Raw genomic sequence first — 24880 nt, 5'->3', positions numbered from 1 at the left:
ATTAAAATACCTCCCAGTCTGGTTGATCTGTAGTTTCCAGAGCCCGTTGTGCGGCCGCCATCGTCCGGGCCTTCACAACACAGTCCAAGGCCCCCTTGTCAACGGCCTTGACGTTGGCATTGTCAATTCCATAGGCGTGCAGCGTCTCGGTGATGACCGTGCGAATTTGGTCGCCGTACAGCTCCTCCACTGAGGAATCCAGGTCGATATTAATTCCGTTGTCGCCCTTGCTCAGGGTGATTTGGATATCGGATGATTCCAAAGTTCCTGCCAGTGCAGTCTTCTTAATCTCCATTATTCTAAACTTCCTTCCTTAATGCGTGCTCTGAGATCAGACCAGTGATTTTGAATAAATGAGCGCGTCGTTTGTGGGACATACTTTTGCACCACCGCTAATTCATCGTTAGCAATCGCTGCTCGTACCTTCGTGGCTGAAATCACGTCCTGGTCGGCATTAGCGGCCCGGTCCAGGACTTTGACCTCAACCTCAGGTGGTAGAACCCTAGTTAACTCTTGATTATAAATATCAGTTGTCGGCGAGAACGGCTCGCTGCCGACGTAGCGCCGCGTGATGTTTAACGGCGCGGCAATCTGCTCCTTAAAGAGGGTGGCGTCCAAAGCGGCCTGAAAGTGGGCCACGTTTTGGTCGTCTTTAAGGAAATAGGCCGGAAAGGTGGCGTAGGAAACCATGTAATCCCCGCCAGGAACCACCGTCACGTTGTCCAAGTCGGCACATCCCGCTTGAACCAGCTGGTAACGTTCCGAAGCGGTGAAGAGGGAGGCTTCCTGGCTGACCACGAAGACGTAGACGTGGTCGTTTTCCTTGCTGGCTTGCTCCACCAAGTAGCGGTGGCCGTTGGTAAAGGGGTTGGCATTCATCACGATACCAGCAATTTGACTATCGTCCTGGTCGGCAAAGTGGGGCAGGTCCTGGATGTAGTCGTGAACGTCCGGAGTCCCGCTTTCCATGATGGCCCCGTCGTCAACCACCGCCAGGGCGTGAAAGCCAACAAAGCCGAAGCTCTGAACGTACTGGGGTTTGGTAAAGACGAAGAGGTGGAAGCGACCCATCGTTGCCGCCTCGCTCACCAGCTTGCTGACCAGCTGATTAAAGGTTTCGCCATGACCCTTCACTTTGGAACAAACCGCGATGTATTTCAAGACCCTGCCGGCAATCGAACCGGTCGCCATGATCTCGCCGTCCGCTTCCCAGACGAAGGTCCGCTCAACCTGCTGGGTTTCCTTTGGCGAAAACTCGGTAATTCCCGTCTTTTTGAGAAAGGCCTGCCACTTGGCAAAGTTGCGCTTGATGTGAATGTTGCTTTCACGGACCTGCATACCCTTCCTCCTTTTTAATTACTGCTTATTGGCGGCATAATCTTTAACTGCCTGCGCAACCGCGTCAACTACCCCGTCATCAAAGACCCCCGGGACGAAGCGATCAGCCGTCGGTTCAGGCACTAGCTTGGCAATTCCCTGGGCAACCGCCTTCTCCAGGCCAAAGTCCACCTTGTTCAGGTCGGTTGCCAGCAGGCCCTTGTAGAGGCCCGGGAAGACTAGGATGTTGTTAACCTGGTTCGGGTACTGGCTCGAACCGGTTGCCATCACCTGAACCCCCGCCTCATGGGCCACGGCCGGGTCAATTTCCGGCTTTGGGTTGGCCAAGGCAAAGATAATCGGGTTATCTGCCATCTGCTGAACCTGGTCGGCACTCAGAACGTCGGCGTCGGATAGGCCGATGAAGACGTCGCGACCCCGGACAGCCTCGTCCAGGTTCGCGTAGCGGGTCTGGTCGCTGCTCTGCTTGACCAGGTCCGTCTGGTAGTGGTTATATTCCGTGCTGTCCGCGTGGACCGGACCGTGAATGTCAACAAAGCTGATGTTTTTAATCCCAGCCGCGAAGAGCAGGCGGGCGGTCGCAACACCCGAAGCACCGACCCCGTTGATGACGACCTTCAAGCTGGCCAGCCCCTTGCCCACCACTTTAGCGGCGTTGATCAGGCCCGCCAGAACGACAATGGCCGTCCCCTCCTGGTCATCGTGATAAACGGGGATGTCGACCAGTTGGGATAGTTTTTCCTCGATTTCAAAGCAGCGCGGGGCGGCAATGTCCTCAAGGTGGAAGCCGGCGAAGGACGCCTGCATATTCTTCAAAGTATTAACGACTTCGTCCGGTGAAACCTGCGCAATTGTCAGCGGCAGGGCGTTGACCCCAGAGAGGTCTTTATACAGAAGTGCCTTGCCCTCGACGATTGGCAAGCCCCCGGCCGGCCCGATATTGCCCAAGCCCAGCACCGCGGAACCGTCGGTAACTAACGCCACCAGCTTACCGCTCAGCGTGTACTTATCCTTTAATTCCGGGTAGCGTTCAATCAGCTTTGAAATAATCGCCACGCCCGGCGTGTATGCTTCCCCGAGTTCCTGCTTATTGTGTACCGCGAATTCTGGTGAGATGGCAAGCACCCCGCGGTGTTTCGCGTGAAGTGATAATACTTCTTCGTCTTTCATTATTAGCATCCTCCAATCACTAGGCCTAGTGTACTATCTTTTTTAAATGTTGTAAATATAAGCGGAAATTTTAAAACATTTCAAAAAAGTCTGGGTGAAATTAAATGCTATAATCAACAGTAGCAAACTTTTAACAAAGCAGGTGAATAATCCATGGATGCAGCACATCGTCAGCTCCTGGCCAGCCTCGCACAGGACTACTACCTGAGCAAGATGGCCATCAGTGACATCTCGAAAAAGTACCAGCTCAGCCGCTACCTCATCATGAAATACCTTGACGAAGCACTGGCTTCGGGAATCGTCAGCATTAATATCCACACGAACTTTGATCGGAACGCCAAACTGGAGCGCATCCTCCAGCAGCATTTCAAAATCAAAAACCTCATTGTGATCAAGGACCCAACCAACCCCCAGGACCGCGACCAAATCATCGCGACCTTTGCGGCCAACCAGGTTCAGTCATTGATTAGGAACTGCCATACAGTCGGGCTGACCTGGGGTGAAACCATCTACACGATGCTTGACCACTTCAACAAGCAGACCGCCAGTCAGCTGACCTTTACCCAGTTTATGGGCGAAAATATGCGCTACCACTCCTCGGCCGCTTCGATGCGGATGGTTCAAAAGGCCGCGGCGAAGTACGACGTTCCCTACCAGACAATTCCGGGACCCCTCTACGTTATCAATGACCAGGCCCGGACCGCCCTCTACCACGAGCCAGCCTTTACCGCAGCGTTTGCGGCCGCCAGCCGGATGGACATCATTATCTGCGGGCTTGGCACCCGTCAGTCGATCAACAGCATCCCGGCCTGGCAGGAAAATACCGCCCGGATCTTCCCCGGGGTTGACCTGGGAAAGATTGCCGGGATGGCGTTTGGCCGGCCCTACGACCTGCACGGCCGGTTCCTAGTGTCCCCGGAAAACGACAAGACCCTCTCCATCCCCCTCGACCAGATCATACAGGTTCCCCGGCGGCTCGCCATCGTCCAGCGGAAGTCAAAGTTTCAAGCGGCGCGTGGTGCTTTGGAGGGGAAGCTCTTCACCGACATGATTCTGACCGAGTCGGTCGCCCTGCGAATTACCGATGCCTTAGGAATTTAGGATTTAAAAAGGAGTGGGAAATAACCTCCTCGACAAGGCGTATGGCTAACCTAGAACGATAGTTGGCACGGCACGGGCCGGCTAGCGTTCGTAGTTAGACACTAGCCTTGTGGTTATTTTCCACGTTATCTTTGTAATAGTTAAGAACTAACATGAGGCTGGTGAGAAAACAAAGTTCTCTCCCAGCCTCTTTTTTTGATTACTAGTGAATGATTCAAAAAGGCAACTTACCAATCCAACTCTTTCAGTAGCAAACTATTCAATTAACTTATTACCAGAGGCCAATAACCTTCATCCACAGGGTGCCGATAATTCCGTATACCAAGAGGTAGAAAATCCCCATGACGAAGTTCATCTTCCACCATTCGGACTGGGTAACGTAGCCTGAAGATGACAGCACGGAGGCTGGCCCGTTAGCATAGTGAGTAGTAGAACTCATGAATGCGGAAGTGAAGGCCAACAGCATTGCCGTTAACATTGCAGGAGCACCGGCGGCAACCGCAACGGATACGAAGGCTGCGTACATCGCAGTAACGTGGGCAGTGGCACTAGCAAAGAAGTAGTGCGCGTAGAAGTAGACGATCATTAAGACTGCCAGGACCCAAACCCAGCTAATGCCGTGAAGGGCTGAACCGATGGAACTAGAGAACCACTTGATAAAGCCGAGCTTGGCCAGCTGACCGGCCATGTAAACCAGGACGGACAGCCAAATCAATACGTTCCAAGCACCAGTTTCGTGCAGAACATCTTTGGTATCAAGAACCCCGGTTACCAGTAACAGGGAAATTGCCAAGAAGGCCACAAAGGTCGCGTCAATTGCCGGAATAAAGCTGGTCAGCATCCAGAGAACCAGGGTCAGGATGAAGATTAAGCCCATCAGCTTTTCAGAAATCTTCATCTTCCCCATCTTGCCCAGCTCGTCGTTGGCCCATTGCTTGGCGTTCGGCGTTTCCTTTACCTCCGGCGGGTACATCTTGTAGATGATGTATGGCGTAGCGATCAAACAAATAATACTTGGAACAACCCCGGCCACAAACCAGCCCAACCAGGTAATGTTAATGTGCAAGGTCTTCGCTAAGGCCACGATAACCAGGTTTGGTGCCATGGCCGTCATGAAGGTTGCGGAAGTAATCAGGTTACTGTGGAATTCAGAGAAAACCAGGAATGAACCGATCTTCTTCCGGGTTCCCTTCTTTGGGTCAGACCCGTAAGTTTCCGCCAGTGACTTTACGATTGGGTAAACAACCCCACCGGCACGGGCAGTGTTGGATGGGATGGCTGGTGAAGTTACCAGGTCAATTCCCATGATTGAGTAGGCCAAGCCGAGGCTCCGGTGACCGAAACTCCGTACGAACACCAGGGCAATCCGCCGACCCAGGCCAGTCTTGATAAAGCCCCGGGAAAGCATGAAGGCCATTGCAATCAGCCAAGCAGACGAATTGCTGAAGGCGGTCAAGGCCCCCTTCATCGGTGCAAGACCGACCAACACCATCACCGTAAACCCAACCAGGGTCGTTCCGGCGATTGGTAGCGGCTGAGTGATACAGCCGACGATTGTGGCAACAAAAATGGCAAACATATGCCAAGCAGCTAACGAAACGCCATCTGGCCGAATTGGACCACAGAACCACAGGATTAAACCAATGGCGAGTGTCCAGGCCCAGGCCTTAGTTTTAAACTTTGATAATTCCATCTTTCAATTCCTCTTTAACTATTAAATATTTCCTCTAATTTACAGCTCCACGCCGTCAAGAACTTCCTTCATCTTGGCAGCTGAGTGCGCCATCTTCTTACTCTCTTCTGCAGACAGGTCATGTTCGATAACCTTGACGATCCCACTGGTGTTAATCACCGCTGGGACCCCCAGGTACAAGTCAGAAACACCGTATTCACCATTTAAGGGTGCGGAAATTGGCAGGGTGACGTTACGATTTTCCAAGATCGCCTTGACGATGTAAGCCAGGCACTTGGCAACCCCGTAGAAGGTTGCTCCCTTGCGGGCAATAATCTTACCGCCCCGTTCCTTAACCATTTCCTCAATCCCGGCATAGTTAGTTGCTGAGAAGTCGGCAACTTCCTTCAGCGGCTGCCCGTTAACCGTTGCTTCATCAAAGGCCGCAAAGGACGTATCCCCATGTTCGCCCATGATGTGAGCATCAATCTCGCTGACCGGAACATCCAGCTTTTCTGCCAGGATCACGTTCAGGCGGGCACTATCCAGTGACGTCCCCGTCCCGATGACCCGCTCCTTCGGGAAACCGGAAATCCGCTGGGTCAGCGTCGTCAAAATATCAACCGGGTTGCTGGAAACCACGAAGATCCCGTGGAAACCACTGTCGACGATTGGCTTAACGATCGTTGATAAAATCTTGGCGTTCTTGTTGACCAGGTCCAAACGGGTTTCGCCCGGCTTACGGGGAACCCCGGCGGTAATCACGGCCACGTCCGCGTCACTGGCGTCCGCGTATTCACCGGCACGGATAATCGTTGGTGACTCTAACGGTGTAATGTCTTGCAGGTCCATCGCGTCCCCGGTTGCCTTTTCCTTGTTAAGGTCGACAATTACCAGTTCATCAACTTCCTGCGTCGTTTGCAGCAGTGAGTACGCAAACGACGAACCGACCGCACCATCACCGACCAGGAGAACCTTGTGGCGATGTTTAATCATATCAAATTCCTCCCTGAATAAGGTTAAAATAATTGCTTGCCACCGGCACCGTTACCGATGCCAGTCAAATGTTAATTTAAACGCCTACTTGAGGCCGCGGGCGTACAAGGTCACCTGCTGGCCGGCCTGCCGGCCAAAGACAATCGTTTCGGCGATCGAATTGCCACCGACCCGGTTGTTCCCGTGCAGGCCACCAGCAACTTCACCTGCAGCAAAGAGACCCTTAATGATGTCACCGTTGCCGTCCAGCACCTGAGTCTTCGGTGTGATGTGGATTCCGCCCATCGTGTAGTGGATAGCCGGAGCAATGTGGATAGCGAAGAAGCCTGGCTTAGTGATTCCCCGGTCCATCCCGGTTGTCCGGTGGAACTCGGTATCATCGTGATTTTCTACGGCTTGGTTCCAAGTCGTAACTGTCTGTTTCAAGGTTGCTGGATCCATCTTCAGTTTGCCTACCAAGTCTTCAATCGTATCACCATGAACAACTAAGCCCACCTTGTCGTAGAACTCAATGGCCTTAGCACGGTCACGAATGCCCTGATCAAAAATCAGATAAGCACTGTGTTCTGGTAAAGCAGTGATAGCGTTGGAAACGATCTTCCGGGTGTTCAGCTCATTCACGAACCGCTGCCCGTCAGCGTTAACCAGGATGGCTCCTTCACCCCGAACGGCTTCCCCAATCAGGTAAACATGGGGGTTGTCCTGCTGGACAGTTGGGTGGACCTGAACCAGGTTCATCTGCATCAGCTCGGCACCGACGTTTTCAGCTAACTTCAGACCATCCCCGGTTGCTCCCGGCTGGTTAGTCGTCTTGTAATCCTTGAGGTCAGGACGGAAGCGCTCAATGTACTCCTTAGAAGCACCGAAACCACCAGTTGCTAGGATTACCGCCTTAGCATTAACCCGCTTAGTAAGGTCGCCGGATTTAACCTCAACCCCGTTAACCCGGCCATCATCAGTCTGCAAAAGCTTGATAACCTTGGTCCGGTTAAAGACCGGAATGTTTTCCTTCGCCACCACTTCAAGCAGGCTGTTGACCAGGAAGCCGCCAATTGGGGCCATGCTTGCCGGCCGGTGGGTCCGCTTCTTGGACATCCCCCCGGTAACGGTGATGTCGTCGAGCTTGATGTCGTGGTCGGCCAGCCAGTCAATTGCTGGCGCGGTATGGTAGACGAAGTAGCCCAGCATGTCCTTATCGTTGAGCCGGCCACCATCCTTGTAGGTTTCACGGTAGAAATCACCGACATTGTCGATCACCCCGTGGTGCAGCTGGACGTTGGTTTCGGCGGCGTTCATCCCGGAAGAGGCCCGGTTGGTGTTCCCACCCAGTTCTTCTTCCTTTTCCAGCACGGCCACCTTCAGGCCCAGCTCGTGGGCCTGAATGGCGGCGGCCAGGCCGGTTCCGCCAGAGCCGATAATCACGGCATCATAGCTGTCATCCAGCTTGCTAACTGATAATGGTTGAAATTTTTCTGCCATTATTAATTGATCTCCTTTTTAATTAGTCTTCACGATCAACGTTAGTCATCTTCAGCATATCCATCCACTCATCGTACTGTTCTTCAGTCACCTTGCCGGACTTCAGGGCTGCTTCCTTCAGTGTGCTGCCCGCCTTGTCAGCGGCTTGGGCAATCTTGGCGCTGTCGTGGTAGCCAATGTGTGGTGACAGTGCGGTAACTGTCATTAGGGAGTTGTCAACCAGTTCGGCCATCCGTTGTTCGTTGACGGTCAGACCAGCAACGCAACGGTCGGCGAAGCCGGTGATGGTTCCGGCCAGCAGGTCAGCAGATTCCAGGAAGGCATCGATCAAGACCGGCTTGTAGACGTTCATTTCAAAGTTACCCTGGGATGAGGCCATCGTAACCACGGTGTCGTTACCGAAGACCCGGATAGCGGCCATCGTAACGGCTTCCGCCTGGGTTGGGTTAACCTTCCCCGGCATGATCGATGAACCCGGTTCGTTAGCCGGAATGTTTAATTCACCGTAGCCGGCCCGCGGGCCAGAAGCCAGGAAGCGGATATCCTGGGCAATCTTGAACATATCCGCGGCCAAGGTCTTCAAGGCGCCGTGAACCACGTCCAAGCCGGAGTGGTTAGCCAGGCCGTAGAACTTGTTGCTCTTGGCGGTCAGCTTCAAGCCGTAAACTTCGGACAGCTTTTCGGCGATCTTTTCCGGCATCCCTTCGGCGGCGTTCAGGCCGGTACCAACGGCGGTTCCCCCGATGGCCAGTTCGTTCAGGGTTGGTTCCAAGGTCTTGATGTAGTCCAAGTCGTGTTCCAGAGCGGCTACGTAACCGGACACTTCCTGACCGAACGTCAACGGGACGGCATCCTGCAGGTGGGTCCGGCCAACCTTAACCGTCTTCCAGTACTTGTCCTGCTTCAGCTTTAACTCGTCGATCAGGTGTTGAACGGCGGGCTTTAAGTTGTCCAGGGCTTCCAAGGCCACCACGTTCATTGCGGTTGGGAAGGTATCGTTGGAACTCTGGCCCTTGTTGACATCGTCGTTTGGCAGGATTTCGATGTCCGAGTTGATTTCGTGCGCCTTGTGGGCTACGACTTCGTTGGTGTTCATGTTGGTTTGCGTCCCGGAACCGGTTTGGTAAACCTTTAATGGGAAGTCCTTGCGCAAATCTTCGTCGCTCAACGCGAGCAGTTCATCAATTGCCTGCACAATCAGGTTCCCCTTGTCGGCAGAGATTGCGTTGGTTTCCATGTTCGCCTGGGCCGCGGCCTTCTTAATGTTCAGTAAAGCACGAATGATTGCCAGTGGCATATACTGACCAGTTGGGAAGTTGTTCCGGCTCCGTTCCGTTTGCGGTCCCCATAACGCACTTGCGGGGATTTTAACTGGGCCTAAAGTATCTTCTTCTGTTCGGTAATCAGACATAATAAAAACCTCCAATGGATTATCACACAATAACAACTTGTGAAAATTTACACATCATTACGCAACTATCCTAACTCATCGCCGTTGCAATAGTCAAACCTCTAACATTTAATAAAATTCACTTATAGAATTAAGCGTAATTACCGTTATGATAGCCTTTTCATTTAGGCACCGTGATTTTTTCACAAGCCATTTAAAACAAAAAAATGCCGCTAAACTCCAAAAAGTTGTTACGGCATTTTAATTGTTTAAGTTCACTTTCACAAGCTAAATCAACAAATTAACCGGTAAGTGCTCATTACCATGACGGCCATTTTAATACTTAGCTTCCCAGGTCATTTGCTCCACGGCCTGCTGGGCATCAGTAATTCCTTTGCCAGCTAACCCCTGGTCGATTGCGGACTGGGCAACCGTTATCGCGACCCGCTTGGAGAAGTCCGCCAGCTTCTCCACCGGTGGCAGCACCGCGGCGCCCGGCTGGTCAGGGTCAACAATGCCGCTTAAGGCATGGGCCGCCGCGGCAATCATCTCGTCATTCAGCACCTTAGCCTGGGCGGCCAGGGCCCCGAAACCGACGCCCGGGTAAATCAGGGCGTTATTGGCCTGACCGATTTGGTAGTCAACGTCCCCGTAGTTAACAGTTCCCGCGGGGATCCCGGTCGCAACCAGGGCCCGGCCGTCAGTCCACTTTAGGAGGTCGGCGGCCTTGGCCTCGGCCAGCTTAGTCGGGTTCGACAGCGGGAAAATCACCGGACGCTTGGCGTGGGCCGCCAGCTCGCGGACGACCTCCTCAGTAAAGGCCCCTGGCTGGGTTGAAGTTCCGATCATGACCGTCGGGTGGACCGCCTTGACCACCGAAAGCAGGTCGGTCAGCTGGCCCGCATTCGCAAATTCGGCCCGGCGCCGAGTAAAGGGCTGCTGCTTCGGGGTCAGGCCCGGGGTGTCTTCAAAGAGCAGTCCCTGTTTATCAACCAGGTAAAAGCGCCGCTTGGCTTCAGCAGGGTCCATCCCCTGCCGGACCAGCTCCTCATACAGCATCTTGGCAATTCCCATGCCGGCAGTACCAGCGCCAAAGGTCAAGAAGGTCTGGTCGGTCAGTTTTTCCTTAGAGATGTTCATGGCGCCCAGGACCCCTGCGAGGGCGATGATGCCGGTTCCCTGAATATCATCATTAAAGGTCAAAATCCGCTCCTGGTACTTATCCAAGATTTTGGCGGCGGTCCCCCGGCCAAAGTCCTCAAAGTGGAGCAGGCTCTTTGGAAAGAGGGCTTCTACCCGGTCAACGAAGCGGTCGATAAAGGCAAAGTACCGCTCGCCGTGAATCCGGTGCTGACGGTTGCCCAGGTAGTTCGGGTCATCTAGCAGCTGCTGGTTGTCAGTCCCGGCATCAATCGATACCGGCAGGACCTGGGCCGGGTCAATTCCAGCGGCAGCGGTGTAGACCATCAGCTTGCCGACCGAGATGTCGACCCCGTTGACTCCCCAGTCGCCGATGCCCAGGATCCCCTCCGCGTCGGTAACCACGATCAGCCGAATGTCGCGGCCGTCCGCAGCGGCACGCAGCTCCTCTTCGATGTCCTCGGGATGGTTGACGTCCAGGTAGGCGGCATCCTGGGGCCGCAGGTAGCGTTCATCATACTGTTCGATAGATTCAGCAATTACCGGGTCGTAAACCACGGGCATGAATTCAGTAATGTGCTGCTTCATCAGGTAGAAGAACAGGGTTCGGTTAGTATTGAAAATTTCCATCAGCAGGTGGCGCTTTTCAATTCCCGCCGTTTTGGACTGGTACAGGGCGTAGGTTTCCGCCGCCTGCTCTTCAATCGTCCGCACGTGGGTCGGTAGGAGCCCCAGAAGGCCCAGTTCCCGGCGTTCCGCCATCGTAAACGCCGTCCCCTTATTTTTAAACGGGTCATTTAAGATTTGCATTCCCTTGCGCATAGTTACGTCACTTTCCCTCTTTCATCCTTCGTCCTTGCAATCAATTGTCCCCATCTTAAGCGGACGGATAATGGATAGTCAAACTTGTGCTATACTATCAATAAAGTTGATATACCAGGCTTCGATTACTGATCTAGGGGGATTTATAAATGAAAATCAAGGATCTTGAATACTACCAAAAATTGGTCGAATACCAAAATTTTTCTCAGGTGGCCAGCCACTTCCAAGTTAGCAAGCCGACCATCACAATGGCCATCCAGCGGTTAGAAAAGTCCTTTGGCAGTGCCTTCTTTATCCGTGACCACGTTCATAAGCAGCTGCACATCACGCCTGCGGGCCAGCAATTCGCCAACCACGTCACGGTCATCTTAAATGAATTACGGGTAGCCCGCGAAGAAATTGCCCGCACCCAGTCGACCCGGATCCGCTTCGGCCTGCCGCCGATCATCGGTAACTACTACTTTCCGCCACTGACCCCGACCCTGATGCGGGCCAAATTAATGTCCCGCCTCGACACCTACGAACACGGCTCCAAGGAGCTGCTCCGGATGCTGAAGCAGGGCCAGCTCGACATCGCCCTGCTCGGTTCGCTGACGGCCCTCCGTCAGGACCGCCTGCATACCCAGGAATTTGCCCGCTACCCCTTTAAGGTTATCGTCGGCAAAAACCACCCCTTAGCTAAGCAGCGGCAAGTGCGTTTCGCCGACCTTAAGGATGAAAACTTCATCGTCCCGGGAAGCGAGTTTTTCCACGAGCAAGCCTTCAAGCAGATGTGCCATAATGCCCACTTCCGGCCACGGGTTCTCTTCCGGACGCCCGACATCCACGTCATCAAGGCAATGGTGGCGGAAAACCTGGGAATCTCGTTTCTGACCCAGCTGGCGATCACCCCGACTGACGACCTTGCGGCCCTCAGCATCACCGATGATGAGCAGCCCACCTTCCGCCTTTCGCTCGCCACCCGGGAAACGGCGGTCCTCTCCGCTGACCAGCAGAAACTCTGGCAATTGTTAACTAGGCAGGCAAACTAATCTGAAAACACCCCCAAATGCCGACAAGAAGCATTTGGGGGTGTTCTAATCATTCTTCAATTGTAACTTTGTTCATCACAACGTCTTCCTTTGGCTTATCCATGCCGTCCCGGTCGACCTTGCTGATCTTTTCAACAATCTCCATCCCGGAAATCACCTGGCCAAAGACGGTGTGCCGGTGGTCCAGCCACGGTGTCCCGCCGGTTTCCTTGTAGTGGTCAATGATCTCTTGCGGGTAGCCGACCAGCTTCATCTGCTCCAGCATATTCGCTGGAACCCGGCTTGCGGACACGATAAAGAACTGGCTGCCGTTCGTATTCGGACCGGCATTGGCCATCGACAGGGCCCCGTTGAAGTTAAAGAGCTGGTCGCTAAATTCATCCTCAAAGGCCTTACCGTAAATACTCTCGCCGCCGCGGCCGGTCCCGGTAGGGTCACCACCCTGGATCATAAAGTCGGGGATCACCCGGTGGAAGAGCACCCCGTTGTAGTAGCCCTTTTTCGCTAGTTCAACGAAATTTTTGACCGTCTTCGGTGCTAATTTGGCAAAGAGCTGGACCTTAACGTCCCCTAAGCTAGTCTTAATCGTTGCCTTGGGGCCTTCCGCCTTCGCTAAATCAAGTTGTGGATAATCCATTTTCATTCCTCATTTCTCTGTTTAATAGTCATTGCCTTAACGGATCCTTAGTCGCGGCTAACCCGCAATACACAGGCCCCCTTGATGTTGCCTCCTTTAACGTGTCTGAGCGCCTGGTCCGCCCGTTCAAACGGGTATTCCGTCAAGGCCGGTTCAATATCCAAGCGGTCCGCCAGGGTCAGAAATTCTTCCCCGTCACGCCGCGTGTTGCTTTCCACACTGGTCAGGGTCTTTTCGTGGAAGAGGTAGTCCTGGTAATTCATCGTCGGGACGTCCGACATATGAATTCCCGCCAACGCCAAGGTACCGCCGGGAACGAGACTCGCCAGCGCCGGCAGAACCATGTCACCGACCGGGGCAAACATGATTGACGAATCCAGCGGGACTGGTGACGGATCATAGGCCCCCTGCGCCGATGCACAGCCCAGCTCCAGGGCAAACTGCTGGGCATCCCGACCCCGGGTGAAAACATGAACTTCGATTCCCTGGGCCAGGGCAATCTGGGCGGTAATGTGGGCCGACCCGCCAAAGCCATACAGGCCTAGCCGGCCGCCGGCAGGAACGTTCGCCCGTTCAAAGGCCCGGTAACCGATGATCCCCGCACACAGTAACGGTGCTGCGGTTAAGGAATCAAACCGTTCGGGAATCCGGTAGGCAAAACCCTCCGGAACGGTAACGTACTCGGCATAACCGCCATCGTGGTCCCAGCCCGTGTAAACGGAGTGCGGGCACAAGTTCTCATGGCCGGACCGGCAAAACTTGCAGACCCCGCAGGCGTGTCGGAACCAGGGAATCCCGATTCGATCACCCAGGGCAAACCGCTGCGTTTCCGGCCCCTGGGCAACCACCCGGCCGACAATTTCGTGCCCCGGGGTAACGTGCTCCCGGTGAACCGGCAGGTCCCCCTCCGTGACGTGCAAGTCAGTATGGCAAACCCCGCAGGTTAAGACCTTAACCAGCACTTCCCCGCGGCCAGGCGTTGGGACCGGTTTTTCCACCAGTTTAAGCGGGGCGGGATCACCATTGAGCGGACCGGGTGTTGTCACGGCCCACGCCCGCATCGTTTCCGGAATCGTTTCGTTTTGTTCTGTCATCGTTAACGCTCTCTTTCATAACCAAGTTAACCTCATTGTACCCCACTGGCCGGCTGTGTTAAGCCCCTATTCGTAGTGCCGCTGGAGGGCGGCAATCGCCGGACCCCAGTCTTCCTGAACCGTGGCAACATCAAGCGGCTGATTGACCGTCAAGTCATCCTTAGCGGCTTGGGTCAGGCCGCTGGGCCCACCGATGTCCTCAATGATCCCACGGCCAAAGCCCGCCAGCAGCGTAGCACGGTCACCATTCGAACGGCGGGGCCGCCCCGCCGCTGCCTGGAGCTGGATTGTAAACTTCCAGGAATCGCCAAAGTCATAGTTAAGGATCAGCTGGTCACCGGGCTGAAATTCACCCAGCCAGTGCTTCGTCAAGCTAGCTGTTTCCTCGTAGCCGCTGTCTAAAAACGGCAGCTGGTACCCCGTCTTCCCGGCCCAGAGGTCAAAGAGGTGGTTGCCCCGGGCGTTAAAGAGGGTAAGGACCTGAAAGCAGAACTTATCCAGGCGGGTATCGCCGCTGACTTCAAACTCCCGCCACATTTGCGGCCGGTAGTCAGCTAGCTCGACCCGCACGTGGAAGGTCTGCCGGGCCATGTCCAGGGGCCGCCGGACGTTTTGCTGCTGCCGGTCAAACTGCAATTGAAGCCGGCGGAACAGCTGGCGAAGGCGGTAGGTCCGCCGTTGCGAGTGGAGGGCGTCCCAGCCCTGGGCCACCGCCTGGTTAAACTGGCTGAAATCGTCGTCGTTAAACAGGTGCTGGGACCGCATGAAGCGCGCAAACTCGCGAAGCCCCGTGGCAATCCCCTTCAAAGCCGTGTCGGAAATATTTTCGTCCTGCCGTTCGTTATAGTGGAGGAGGTAGTAGTAAGGCAGGGCCAGGTCATCTAGGGGTGAGATCCCGTTAGCCTCGCAAAGTGAGCAGTAGTCCGCGGCCACGTCAACGTCCCGGTCAATGATTTGGTCACTTTTGCCGTGGCGGTCGAGCAAGCGGCGGTAGTCCGTCAAGAACTGCTGGTTAACGGCCACCGCGTTCATAATGTCGTTTAAAGATGAAGAGCGGTAAAGGTAGGCCCGGTTGTGTTCATTAAAGTTGGGGTGCGCCGGCAGGTGGAAGTTCATCATCGCGTAGTCTTCAAAGAAGTCCATAATCGGCAGCCGTTCCCCCGATACTGGATCCTTCTTCCAGGTTTCCTCGGCAAGCTGCAGGGCCAGTTCAGCGTTGCTGGGCTGCTTGCTCCAGTCAATTACCCCGTTATGGTCATTTAATAAGTTGGCATAGTTCTGGAGGTAGCGGTCCGCCTCCCGGTTAATGCCGTTTTCAAAGCTCACGGTGGCAAACTGGGCGTTCCTAATCAGGCTGATTTTGGCGTGGGGAATCGGGGCCAGTTCCAGCAATGCCAAAAACTGGCGTTTAAACGCCGCCATGAACGAGCGGGAATCATTAAAGCGCTGGGGGTGGCGCACGATTACGGGAAGGGCCAGTTGATTATTCATAATAATCATGAAATCACCCGTCACCCGGACTGACCAGTTCTGTGCACTGCCCAGCTGGCCCTTGAACCGTGCCCGTGTGTTGACGTGCAGGTGTTGGGCAAGCAAATTGTCGACTGCAATAATCACCATTACCAGCTCCTTTTCCATAGTTACCCTTATTGTGGCAGATAAACATTATCAAGACAAATATTGTTTACAAAATTAATGGAAAAGCTAAAATGAGAATTACTAACCCCCGTTATTTCAGAAAGGAAGTCCGCTTATGACCACGCCTAGTTTAGACATCTTTGACTTAAAGCAGCTCCAACTCCACCAGAGCAAGCAGGAGCTGGAGCAGACCGGCCGCAAGCTCCAGCAGGAAACCAGCAGCCATGACCTGAGTACCTTTGTCCCCGTTAAACGGGACCCAGTTGCCGCGATTATGATGACCGAGTCTAAAATGATTCCCGAGCTGCTGCCCCTGCGCCACGAACGAATGATTGCCAGCCCCTTTTCCTTTTTCCGGGGTACCGCGGAACTAATGGAGCGCGATCTAAAATAGCAGCACCAAAGCAATATCCCGATCGTCATCAGCGGGGATGCCCACGTCAATAACTTTGGCTTCTACGCCTCGCCAGAACGGCAGCTGCTCTTTGGCCTCAACGACTTTGATGAATCGCGGATTGGCAACTGGGAAAGTGACCTCAAGCGGCTCTTGGTCAGCGCCGAACTAGTAGGCGAGGAAAATGGCTTTGACCGCACCGCCCTCAAGGAGCTGCTTGAACTAACGACCAAGACTTACCGCCATGCCATCAAACGGGCCAACCGGATGACTTTGTCCGAAACCTTTTACTCTTCCTTTGAAATTAACGACATGGTCAATACCATTAACGCTCTCGGGGACGGCAATTCCGAAATGAACTACCGGCTTGAAAAAATTATGAAGAAGAGCCAGCACAGCAATTCCGAGGAAATCGTTCAAAAGATGGGGACGACCAACGAGCATGGCCAGCTCGTCTTTAAGGACAACCCGCCGCGGGCCAAACACCTCGGCCCCCTGCTCTACCAGCAGGTGGTCGCTGGCTATAACTTTTACCGGCAAAACGCCCGTGAAGATGTCCGGGTCTTTTTGGCCAACTTCCACATCTCCGATATTATCCGGTACAGTGTCGGGGTGGGCAGCTTTGGGACCCGCTGCTACCTAATCATGCTGACCGGGCTGGACGGGAGCCACATTGTCCTCCAAGTCAAGGAGGCCCTTCCCCTCCGCTACAACCTGCTCAGCCTGCAGGTGCAGGAAGCAATCCACAACGGGATCCGAGCCGGGCGGCGGATCGTCACGGCCCAGCGGGTCCTCCAGTCGAGTTCCGACCCCTTCCTGGCTAGCACCCGGTTTGGCGGCCGCAGCTACTACGTTCGCCAGTTCCGCGACATGAAGGAATCGATCAACGTCAGCAAGCTCGACCTGGACAGCTTCCAGCTCTACTGCCAGGTCTGCGCCCTCCTCCTTGCCATGGCCCATTCCCAAAGCCCCACTTCACCGCTCATCCGCGGCTACCTCAAGCACCAGAAAGTCCTTGATGAGGGCCTGGCCGACTGGTCGTTGCAGTACGTCAACCAGGTTCGTAAAGACTACCAGGCCTTTAAGCAGGCGCTCCATCCTCACCAGCAAAAGTAGGTTAAACTAGCCGCCAGCCATTGCGACTTCAATGGCTGGCGGTTAGTCTTTATCCTTACCATAGCGGTCCTGCTCGCTAATCATACTGCTCTTGCGCTTATGCTTATTGATAAATTCGTCCTCCGCCGCAAAAATTTTCAAAAAGTCCATAAAGTTGCGGTGGAAGCTGGCCTTAAAGCGCGGCCACCAATTAGATTTCATTTTCTGATCACCTCGATTTCATTTTACCGCACCGATCATCACACTAGGAAAAATGTGGTAAAATGTTAAGTAAATGTTAAAGCGCTTACGTTCAAGGAGGACTATTTCTTATGGAGATCGTAAAAGTACCTTTCGGCAAGTTCAACGGCCAGCCCGTTACCAAGTTTATTTTGGTTAATGATAATGGTGTCCAGGTCGGCATCCTCGACTTTGCCGGCCTGTTGCAATCGTTTAAGGTGCCAACCAAGGACGGCGGTTTGGCCGACATGGTTTTGACCTCGGAAAACCTAGACGAATTTACCGGCAATGGCTTCTGCACTAACCGGCTAATCGGCCGGGTTGCTGGCCGGATCGCCAATGGTGAATTCAAGATTGACGGCCAGGAATACCACGTCGAACAAAACGAAGGCCAGAACACCCTGCACGGTGGCAAGAATGGCTTTTACAACCACATCTGGCACGTCGACGGGACCAAGCTGACCGACGATGCCGTTTCAGTAACGCTAAGCTTGACCCTGACGGAAGAAATGGACACGTTCCCGGGCAAGATGCACGTCGTTGCTACCTACACCCTTGATAATAACGACAACCTGAGCCTGCAATTCAGCGCTACTAGCGACGCGGACACCCTCTTTAACCCGACCAACCACACCTACTGGAACCTCTCAAAGGCCGCGGCGCCAACGATTGACGACCTCAAGCTCTACGTTAACTCCAAGGACCACTTGGCAGTTGACGATGGCAAGATCCCAACTGGCGAAAAGGTTGCTAACGCGGGCACCCCGTTTGACTTCTCCAAGCCAACCAAGCTGGCAGACGCCCTCAAGCCAATGGCGAACACGAAGGAAAACGGTTTTGACGACATCTGGGAAGTTGAGCCCAGCCTGGACGAGCCGGTAGCTACCCTGGAAGACCCCGAAAGCGGCCGCAAGATGAGCCTCTACTCCGACCGCAACGGGCTGGTCATGTACACCATGAATTCCGACGACCCAACGGTTTACAACCACGGTGAAGTGCACCCCCACAACGGGCTGGCGATGGAAGCACAGACCCTGTCGGATACGCCGCACCATCCAGAATTTGGCAACGTTAACCTCCATCCAGGCGAAGAAAAGACCTGCACCATTAAGTGGCACGTTGAATATTAAGCAGACTAGTAGCGGAACTGTGATTGAAGTAATATAGTATAACACCCCTAAGCTCGGGAATCCCGAACTTAGGGGTGTTTTGTACTTTGCTAAAGACTCGCTGCGGATCCACCAGCTTTAGCCAGCTCGCCTAGAATAACGTGTTTTGAATCGTCCTAGTCACCTGAACTGGCACCTGGACCGCTGGCATCCCCGCTGGCTGCAGTTTAATCCAGCCCACCTGCTCGCCCGTCTTCAGGGGAGCCTTGAGCTGGCCCGTCAGCGACTGGTGCGCCTTGTCCAGCTGCAATTGCGGACTGGTCTGCGCCCAGGAGGTGTTCTTTGGCAGCCAGATCGCGGTCTTCTTAGTCAGGGCCAGGCCGGTCGAGTGCTGTTTCTTCGCGTGAACAACGTGCCGCTGCTGCAGCTTCTTCGGGAAGGCCTTAATGCTATTGAGGGCCACCGGCTGGTAGCCGTTCGCCAAGGCCTCGTAGAATTCCTTTTGCATCTTCGACTGGTCGTTCCAGTCGCCATCGGTGTGCAGGGCGACCACAATCACCCGGCGGCCCGCGTAGGTCCCAGTAGTCACGATACACTTGCCAGCCTCATCGGTATTCCCCGTCTTGAGCCCGTCAATCTGCCAGTCCTTCGGTGCCGCCCCGTTTTGCGGCAGCAGGGAATTAATGTTGGTCATGTGCTCCTTGTGGTCCGCACTGACCTTAAAATCCGCAAACTTAGTTGAGGTAATCTGCAGCGTTTCTGGATACTCCTCAACCAGGTATTTGGCAATCAAAGCAATGTCCTTGGCGGAAAAGAGGTTTTCGGCGTCCTTGTCCACTCCTTTGAGGGCGTGAGCACCCATGTAGCTGTTCGGCAGGCCGACCATGTTGTAAATCTTAGCGTCGTGTACCCCCGCCTTGTGCGCCACTGCCTGCATTTTTTGGTTAAAGGCGGCCGTGCTGCCGGCATCCGCGAGGGCCAGCGCCTCGGTACTGCCATCCGCTGAAACCAGCATCATTGACTCCACCAGCTGCTTAACGGTGTACTTCTCGCCAGCATTCAGCTGCACGTTCGAACAGCGGGGGTCATTGGCCATCTGGGCCACGGCCGGACTAGCGGTGATCTTCTGGTCCCAGCTCAGCTTGTGGGCGCGAATGTCCTGTTCAATCACGGCCAGGGTGAGGATTTTCGTAACCGACGCCACCGGATAAGTTTTCTGCGCGTTTTTTTGGTACAAAACCTGACCCGATTCCGCATCAATTGCGTACGCAGAACGGGCCTTCATCTGGTAAAAGCTGCCAGTATCGGCCTTTGCCAGTCCACCAAGGCTGAGCAGACTCAGGTTTAAGCTAAGTAATACCAGCAGACACTTGCTAATTAATTTTCTCATTTTGCTAACGTTACTCCTTATTGTCCATACCCAACCATGATAGCCGAAAATTAATCGTTTGAATATGACGTTTTTCTAACAAATCGCAAAATCTTAGTTAAGTTTCTCCCGGCGCGCTTTCTTTTTCGCCCATTCCATGTATCATGGTAATTATGTGGATTTTATTAAAAGGAGCATCAACAAATGCAGCCACGGACTAACCGGCGCAAGCGCACAATTTGGGCAATCATCATTATTATCCTACTGGCAATCTGGGGAATTCACCGTTACGGTTCACTGAACGGCCGCCTGCAGAATGCCTGGAACAAGGTCATTTACACTTCAAACGACAACGTGGGGATCGCGGTCTATTCGCCAAAGACCCGCCAGGTTTATACGGGCTCAAACGTTCCCGGCCACCGTTTTCACATGGCGAGCACCGTTAAGGTGGCCATCCTCGCCGGGGTGTTGGTTAAACAGCCAAACGGGCTAAGCGACCACCAGTATCAACTCGCGAAGGAAATGATTGAGCAAAGTGACAATGCCGCCACGACGGAACTGCTCGATGATCTGGGTGGCAGGCAGGGCCTCCAGTCAACGTTCAACCGCTTTGGGATGCACAACTCCACGGCCCGGAGCAATTGGGGCCTATCCACGACCACGCCCCGGGACCAGATCAAACTGCTTAACAATATTTTTTACAAGTCCAACCTGCTGACGAAGCAGGACCAGGAGCTGATTGCCAAGCTGATGCGCAATGTCGAAGCGGATCAGAATTGGGGAATTTCGGCCGATAGCAGCGACTTTGCCGTTAAAAACGGCTGGCTGAGCTATGGCAAGTCCAAGTGGATGGTTAACAGTATCGGCTACGTCAAAAACCGCAACGGTACGGATTATACCATCGCCATCTACACCGACAAGAACGCCAATATGCAGGTCGGCCAGCAGGCGGTCGAGCAGTTGGCCCGGGTCACTAAGAGCCTGCTGAAGTAATCGTTGGCGTGGCAACTGCAAAATAGTCTTTTATTCGGTATTCCGCTGGTGGTACACTAGCTAGTGAAAGAGGGTAATCTGATGAACATTCGTGAAAACTACTTAACCCTGGCGGACGGCCAGCAAATGCCCCAGGAGGGTTTCGGCCTCTATAAGGTTGATGGTCAGGAAACGATGACCGCAGCCATCCAGCACGCCTATGCGGACGGCTACCGTCTCTTTGATACCGCCCAGCTTTACGGCAATGAGGCGGCGGTCGGGACAGCGCTCAAGCAGCTGTCCCTTCCCCGCGACGAGCTCTTCGTGACAACTAAGGTGGCCGAAGAAAACCAGGGCTATGACCGGACCATCGCGTCCGTCAAGGATTCCTTGCAAAAGCTGCAGCTGGATTACGTAAACCTGCTGCTGGTCCACTGGCCGATTGAACGCGCCTTCTTTGAAACCTGGCGGGCCTTTGAGGACCTGAAAAAGGCGGGCCTCACCAGGTCAATCGGGGTCAGCAACTTTGAAATGATTCACCTGCAGTACCTGGCCACCCAAGCCCATGAACTACCGGTTGTCGACCAAGTCGAGCTGCACCCGCTGCTCACCCAGAAGCCCCTGCTCAAGTTTAACCGGGACCACCAGATTGTTACCCAGGCCTGGAGCCCGCTCGGCCGGGGCGCCGTGCTCAGCCAGGACGTGCTAAAGCAAATTGCTGACCAGCACCACAAGTCGCCAGCCCAGGTCATCCTGCGTTGGCACCTGCAAAACGGGGTTTCCTTCATCCCCAAGTCGGTCCATGAAGCACGAATTGCCCAAAACGCCGACATCTATGACTTTACCCTTTCAGCAGGGGAAATGACCCGGATTGATGCCCTTAACAACTACCAGCGCACTGGGCGGGAGCCGGAGTTAGTCTACGAATATAACCGCCAATACTAAGCAAATACGTGCGCACCAGCGTTCCGAATCAGTCGATTTGGGGCGCTTTTTTTGCCGCTGGCTCCCGGTTAAATTGTTTAGCCATGAACAAGCTTGCCAAACCAAGCCCCAATCTTACTATCAGCAGTTTTCATTCTTGTTTTCAACAAACGCTTTAAGAGCAAAGATGAAAGTGATTGCAAATTATTTTTGATAAACGTTTGACAATTAGAAATCACGGTTGTATATTATAGTCACAAGCAAATGATAAGCGTTTAGCAAAAATCTCAAGAAAGCGATATCAGAACTATGAATAATAAGCATTCCATTATTACTAAGCTCGCGTTTCTATCGGTTTCACTGATGGTTACCAGTGCTTACGCCATTCAGGGGTCGCTGCCGCAACTAAAGGCCGCCCTGCACATTAGTCAGACCCAGTCCGAATACCTGGTGACGACACCATCCTTTGCCGTAATGATTTTCGTGGTCCTCTCGCCACTCATCCAGGAATGGTTCCACATTTCTGACAAGAAGATCATCATGACCGGGGTCACCATCGTCGGCTTAGCCGGGATCGTACCGATGTTTGTCGACAACTACCTGACGATCTTGATTTCCCGGTTGATCCTGGGGGCCGGTTACGGCTTGTACAACTCGCAGGCCATCTCGATGATTTCCGTCTGGTACGACGGCTCAGAACGGGCCCAGATGCTGGGCTGGCGGGCCGCAGCGGAACAAATTGGGCAGGCCTGCACGCTGACCATCGCCGGCCTCTTCCTGAGTTTCGCCGGCTGGCACGGTTCCTTCGCCGTTTACTTCTTCGCCTTCCTCGTATTACTCTTCTTTGCAATTCGGGTTCCTGACGACAGCAAGGCCCAGGATGACCACGTCGAAGAGGATAACCTGGCCGCAGAACTGACCGAAAGCGACAGTAAGGAGATCACCAAGATCAGCCCGGTTGTCTACTTGCTGGTTCTGTTTGCCTTCCTGCTGGTCGTTGACTACGTCGGCATGGAAAACCGCTTCCCCGGCCTTGCCGTTGCCATCAATGGGAACCACTACACCGGTTCTTCGATGTTCCTATCACTGATGCTGATTGGTGCCACGCTTGGTGGTATCTGCTACGGAGCGATTCAAAAGCGCCTCGGCTTCGGGACCGTCTACCTCGGCCTGGGGCTGATGGCCCTGTCCAACTTCCTGTTTGGCTTTGCCGGTCACAACTTCGCCCTGATGGTTATCGGGCTGCTCTTGATCGGTTTCCCGCTCCAGCTAGTGTCACCGTTGATTTTCAACCTGTTGCCCGACTTAGCACCCGCCAACCGGCAACCGCTCGTCACTTCACTCTGCCTGATTGGTTTCAACTTTGGTTCCTTCTTCTCACCATCAATTGCAAAATGGACGAACCACCTGCTTGGTCAACCAACCAGTGGGATGGGCTTAGCCGCACCGTTCCCGGTCTACGGCGTGGCGTTGCTCGTCATCGCCCTGATTATTTTCTTTGCTACCCGTCACAACGCTAAACAAGCGCAATAAATTTTTGGAGGTTATTACTATGCCGATTCAAAACAAAGCAATGCTGATTACCTACTCTGACTCCATGGCCAAGAACATTAAGGAAACCCACGAAGTCCTGAAAGAATACATCGGCGACGCCATCGGTGGTGTCCACCTGTTGCCGTTCTTCCCTTCGACTGGTGACCGTGGCTTTGCTCCTTACCGTTACGACGTTGTCGACTCCGCCTTCGGTAACTGGGACGACGTGGAAGCCCTCGGTGAAGACTACTACTTAATGTTTGACTTCATGATCAACCACATCTCCCGGAAGTCTGAAATGTACCAAGACTTCAAACAGAAGCACGATGATTCCAAGTACAACGACTTCTTCATCCGCTGGGAAAAGTTCTGGGAAGCCGCTGGTAAGGGCCGCCCAACCCAAGCGGACATTGACCTGATTTACAAGCGCAAGGACAAGGCGCCAGAGCAAGAAATCGAATTCGCCGACGGCAGCAAGGAACACCTCTGGAACACCTTTGGCGAGGAACAAATCGACATCAACGTCAAGAGCAAGGTGGCCCAAGAGTTCTTCAAGCAAACCCTGATCGACATGGTGAAGCACGGTGCGGACTTGATTCGTTTGGACGCCTTTGCCTACGCGGTTAAGAAGGTCGACACGAACGACTTCTTCGTCGAACCAGAAATTTGGGACCTCTTAAACGAAGTTCGCGAAATCCTGGCCCCTTACCAAGCCGAAATCCTGCCGGAAATCCACGAGCACTACACGATTCCGGAAAAGATTTCTAAGCACGGCTACTTCACTTACGACTTCGCCCTGCCAATGACCACCCTGTACACGCTCTACTCTGGCAAGACCAACCGCCTGGCTAACTGGCTAAAGATGTCGCCAATGAAGCAGTTCACGACGCTGGACACCCACGACGGCATCGGGGTGGTTGACGCCAAGGACATCCTGAGCGACGACGAAATCGAATACTCCTCCAACGAACTGTACAAGGTCGGTGCCAACGTCAAGCGGAAGTACTCCAGCGCTGAATACCACAACCTGGACATCTACCAGATCAACTCTACTTACTACTCCGCCCTCGGTGACGATGACAAGGCCTACCTGCTGGCCCGGGCCTTCCAAGTATTCGCCCCTGGGATTCCAATGATCTACTACGTTGGTCTGCTGGCTGGTTCCAACGACCTGGAACTCCTTGAAAAGACCAAGGAAGGCCGGAACATCAACCGGCACTACTACACGAAGGACGAAGTGGCCAAGGAAGTCCAACGGCCAGTTGTTAAGAACCTCCTCGACCTGCTCTCCTGGCGGAACCAGTTCGCTGCCTTCGACCTTGATGGCTCGATCGACGTGGAAACGCCAAGTGAAACGACCATCAAGATTACGCGGAAGGACAAGGACGGTGCTAACGTCGCCGTGCTGGAAGCCGACGCTGCTAACAAGACCTTTACCATCACTGCCAACGGCGAACAGGTAATGGAACAAAAGTAACCTGACTACAAAACGATGATCTCTCTCAAAATATAACTGCGTCGACCAGGGAAGTGGGAAACAACCTCCTCGACAAGGCGTATGGCTAACCTAGAACGATAGTTGGCACGGTACGGGCCGGCTAGCGTTCGTAGTTAGACACTAGCCTTGTGGTTGTTTTCCACGTTATCTTTGTAATAGTTAAGAACTAGCAAGAGGCTGGTGAGAAAACATAGTTTTTCTCCCAGCCTCCTGGTTTGTCTTACTATCCAAAAAAAGC

General features: G+C 53.8%; 20 protein-coding genes and 1 pseudogene. 8 read left to right on the top strand and 13 right to left on the bottom strand.

Annotation, left to right across the window (positions count from 1 at the left end; genetic code table 11):
* Position 1 precedes the first annotated feature (1 nt).
* The 3 genes from citD to HMPREF0494_RS05930 are packed head-to-tail and all read right to left on the bottom strand — an operon-like array spanning position 2 to position 2508.
* Positions 2–295, bottom strand: coding sequence for a citrate lyase acyl carrier protein (gene citD, locus HMPREF0494_RS05940; RefSeq protein WP_007124055.1), 294 nt, complete (start codon positions 293–295; stop codon positions 2–4).
* Positions 295–1338 carry a [citrate (pro-3S)-lyase] ligase gene (gene citC / locus HMPREF0494_RS05935; RefSeq protein ID WP_007124054.1) on the bottom strand — a complete coding sequence of 348 codons (1044 nt, stop codon included), beginning with the start codon at positions 1336–1338 and terminating at the stop codon, positions 295–297. Before citC ends, citD begins: the two co-directional genes overlap by 1 nt.
* An 18-nt stretch (positions 1339–1356) precedes the next feature.
* The gene (locus tag HMPREF0494_RS05930) at positions 1357–2508 is read right to left on the bottom strand and encodes an NAD(P)-dependent malic enzyme (RefSeq protein WP_187368712.1); all 1152 of its coding nucleotides are present in this window, start codon (positions 2506–2508) and stop codon (positions 1357–1359) included.
* Positions 2509–2661: 153 nt separating this feature from the next.
* Between HMPREF0494_RS05930 and HMPREF0494_RS05925 the strand changes: the two genes are divergently transcribed.
* Positions 2662–3609 (top strand): sugar-binding transcriptional regulator, encoded by a 948-nt coding sequence (locus tag HMPREF0494_RS05925; RefSeq protein ID WP_007124051.1) that lies wholly within the window; start codon positions 2662–2664, stop codon positions 3607–3609.
* A gap of 271 nt (positions 3610–3880) precedes the next feature.
* Here the strand turns inward: HMPREF0494_RS05925 and HMPREF0494_RS05920 are convergent, their stop codons facing one another.
* From HMPREF0494_RS05920 to HMPREF0494_RS05900, 5 genes are all read right to left on the bottom strand, one after another.
* Positions 3881–5302 (bottom strand): DASS family sodium-coupled anion symporter, encoded by a 1422-nt coding sequence (locus HMPREF0494_RS05920; RefSeq protein ID WP_007124050.1) that lies wholly within the window; start codon positions 5300–5302, stop codon positions 3881–3883.
* 39 nt (positions 5303–5341) lie between these two features.
* Entirely contained in the window at positions 5342–6277 is a 936-nt protein-coding gene (locus HMPREF0494_RS05915; protein WP_007124049.1) for an L-lactate dehydrogenase, read from the bottom strand.
* Positions 6278–6361: 84 nt separating this feature from the next.
* Positions 6362–7756, bottom strand: a complete 1395-nt coding sequence (locus HMPREF0494_RS05910; RefSeq protein WP_007124048.1) for a flavocytochrome c — start codon at positions 7754–7756, stop codon at positions 6362–6364.
* A 22-nt stretch (positions 7757–7778) separates the two neighbouring features.
* A complete protein-coding gene (locus tag HMPREF0494_RS05905) occupies positions 7779–9167 on the bottom strand; it encodes a class II fumarate hydratase (RefSeq protein WP_007124047.1) in 1389 nt (462 codons plus the stop codon).
* 315 nt (positions 9168–9482) lie between these two features.
* The gene (locus HMPREF0494_RS05900) at positions 9483–11108 is read right to left on the bottom strand and encodes a malolactic enzyme (protein WP_007124046.1); all 1626 of its coding nucleotides are present in this window, start codon (positions 11106–11108) and stop codon (positions 9483–9485) included.
* A 149-nt stretch (positions 11109–11257) separates the two neighbouring features.
* Here HMPREF0494_RS05900 and HMPREF0494_RS05895 point away from each other — a divergent pair, with 149 nt between their 5' ends.
* On the top strand, positions 11258–12139 hold the full coding sequence (locus HMPREF0494_RS05895; RefSeq protein WP_007124045.1) for a LysR substrate-binding domain-containing protein: 882 nt from the start codon (positions 11258–11260) through the stop codon (positions 12137–12139).
* A gap of 49 nt (positions 12140–12188) precedes the next feature.
* On the opposite strand, the gene HMPREF0494_RS05890 is transcribed toward HMPREF0494_RS05895, so the two are convergent.
* The 3 genes from HMPREF0494_RS05890 to HMPREF0494_RS05880 all read right to left on the bottom strand — a co-directional run bounded on the left by HMPREF0494_RS05890 (position 12189) and on the right by HMPREF0494_RS05880 (position 15490).
* The gene (locus HMPREF0494_RS05890; protein WP_040458852.1) at positions 12189–12776 is read right to left on the bottom strand and encodes a peptidylprolyl isomerase; all 588 of its coding nucleotides are present in this window, start codon (positions 12774–12776) and stop codon (positions 12189–12191) included.
* Between the two features lie 47 nt (positions 12777–12823).
* Positions 12824–13870: a zinc-dependent alcohol dehydrogenase family protein gene (locus HMPREF0494_RS05885; RefSeq protein ID WP_007124043.1), complete on the bottom strand. Its 1047-nt coding sequence runs from the start codon at positions 13868–13870 to the stop codon at positions 12824–12826.
* A 66-nt stretch (positions 13871–13936) separates the two neighbouring features.
* The gene (locus tag HMPREF0494_RS05880; protein ID WP_225430256.1) at positions 13937–15490 is read right to left on the bottom strand and encodes a plasmid pRiA4b ORF-3 family protein; all 1554 of its coding nucleotides are present in this window, start codon (positions 15488–15490) and stop codon (positions 13937–13939) included.
* A gap of 133 nt (positions 15491–15623) precedes the next feature.
* Between HMPREF0494_RS05880 and HMPREF0494_RS05875 the strand changes: the two are divergent.
* Positions 15624–17018 (top strand): annotated as a pseudogene (locus tag HMPREF0494_RS05875) (DUF2252 domain-containing protein).
* 42 nt (positions 17019–17060) lie between these two features.
* On the opposite strand, the gene HMPREF0494_RS11400 reads toward HMPREF0494_RS05875, so the two are convergent.
* Complete coding sequence (locus tag HMPREF0494_RS11400) at positions 17061–17219, bottom strand: hypothetical protein (RefSeq protein WP_007124039.1); 159 nt, start codon at positions 17217–17219, stop codon at positions 17061–17063.
* A 110-nt stretch (positions 17220–17329) separates the two neighbouring features.
* On the opposite strand from HMPREF0494_RS11400, the gene HMPREF0494_RS05870 reads away from it, so the two are divergent.
* A complete protein-coding gene (locus HMPREF0494_RS05870; RefSeq protein WP_007124038.1) occupies positions 17330–18367 on the top strand; it encodes an aldose epimerase family protein in 1038 nt (345 codons plus the stop codon).
* A gap of 130 nt (positions 18368–18497) precedes the next feature.
* Here the strand turns inward: HMPREF0494_RS05870 and HMPREF0494_RS05865 are convergent, their stop codons facing one another.
* Positions 18498–19736 (bottom strand): D-alanyl-D-alanine carboxypeptidase family protein, encoded by a 1239-nt coding sequence (locus tag HMPREF0494_RS05865; protein ID WP_007124037.1) that lies wholly within the window; start codon positions 19734–19736, stop codon positions 18498–18500.
* 183 nt (positions 19737–19919) lie between these two features.
* Here HMPREF0494_RS05865 and HMPREF0494_RS05860 point away from each other — a divergent pair, with 183 nt between their 5' ends.
* From HMPREF0494_RS05860 to gtfA, 4 genes are all read left to right on the top strand, one after another.
* The gene (locus HMPREF0494_RS05860; RefSeq protein ID WP_007124036.1) at positions 19920–20708 is read left to right on the top strand and encodes a serine hydrolase; all 789 of its coding nucleotides are present in this window, start codon (positions 19920–19922) and stop codon (positions 20706–20708) included.
* Between the two features lie 81 nt (positions 20709–20789).
* Positions 20790–21632, top strand: coding sequence for an aldo/keto reductase (locus HMPREF0494_RS05855; protein WP_040458851.1), 843 nt, complete (start codon positions 20790–20792; stop codon positions 21630–21632).
* Positions 21633–21920: 288 nt separating this feature from the next.
* Complete coding sequence (locus HMPREF0494_RS05850) at positions 21921–23144, top strand: MFS transporter (protein ID WP_007124033.1); 1224 nt, start codon at positions 21921–21923, stop codon at positions 23142–23144.
* A gap of 19 nt (positions 23145–23163) precedes the next feature.
* Positions 23164–24621: a sucrose phosphorylase gene (gtfA, locus tag HMPREF0494_RS05845; RefSeq protein ID WP_007124032.1), complete on the top strand. Its 1458-nt coding sequence runs from the start codon at positions 23164–23166 to the stop codon at positions 24619–24621.
* Positions 24622–24880 lie beyond the last annotated feature (259 nt).

The organism is Limosilactobacillus antri DSM 16041 (assembly GCF_000160835.1).
GTDB lineage: Bacteria > Bacillota > Bacilli > Lactobacillales > Lactobacillaceae > Limosilactobacillus > Limosilactobacillus antri.
Note: the sequence above shows the minus strand (reverse complement) of the source record. Positions and strands in the feature narration are given on the sequence as shown.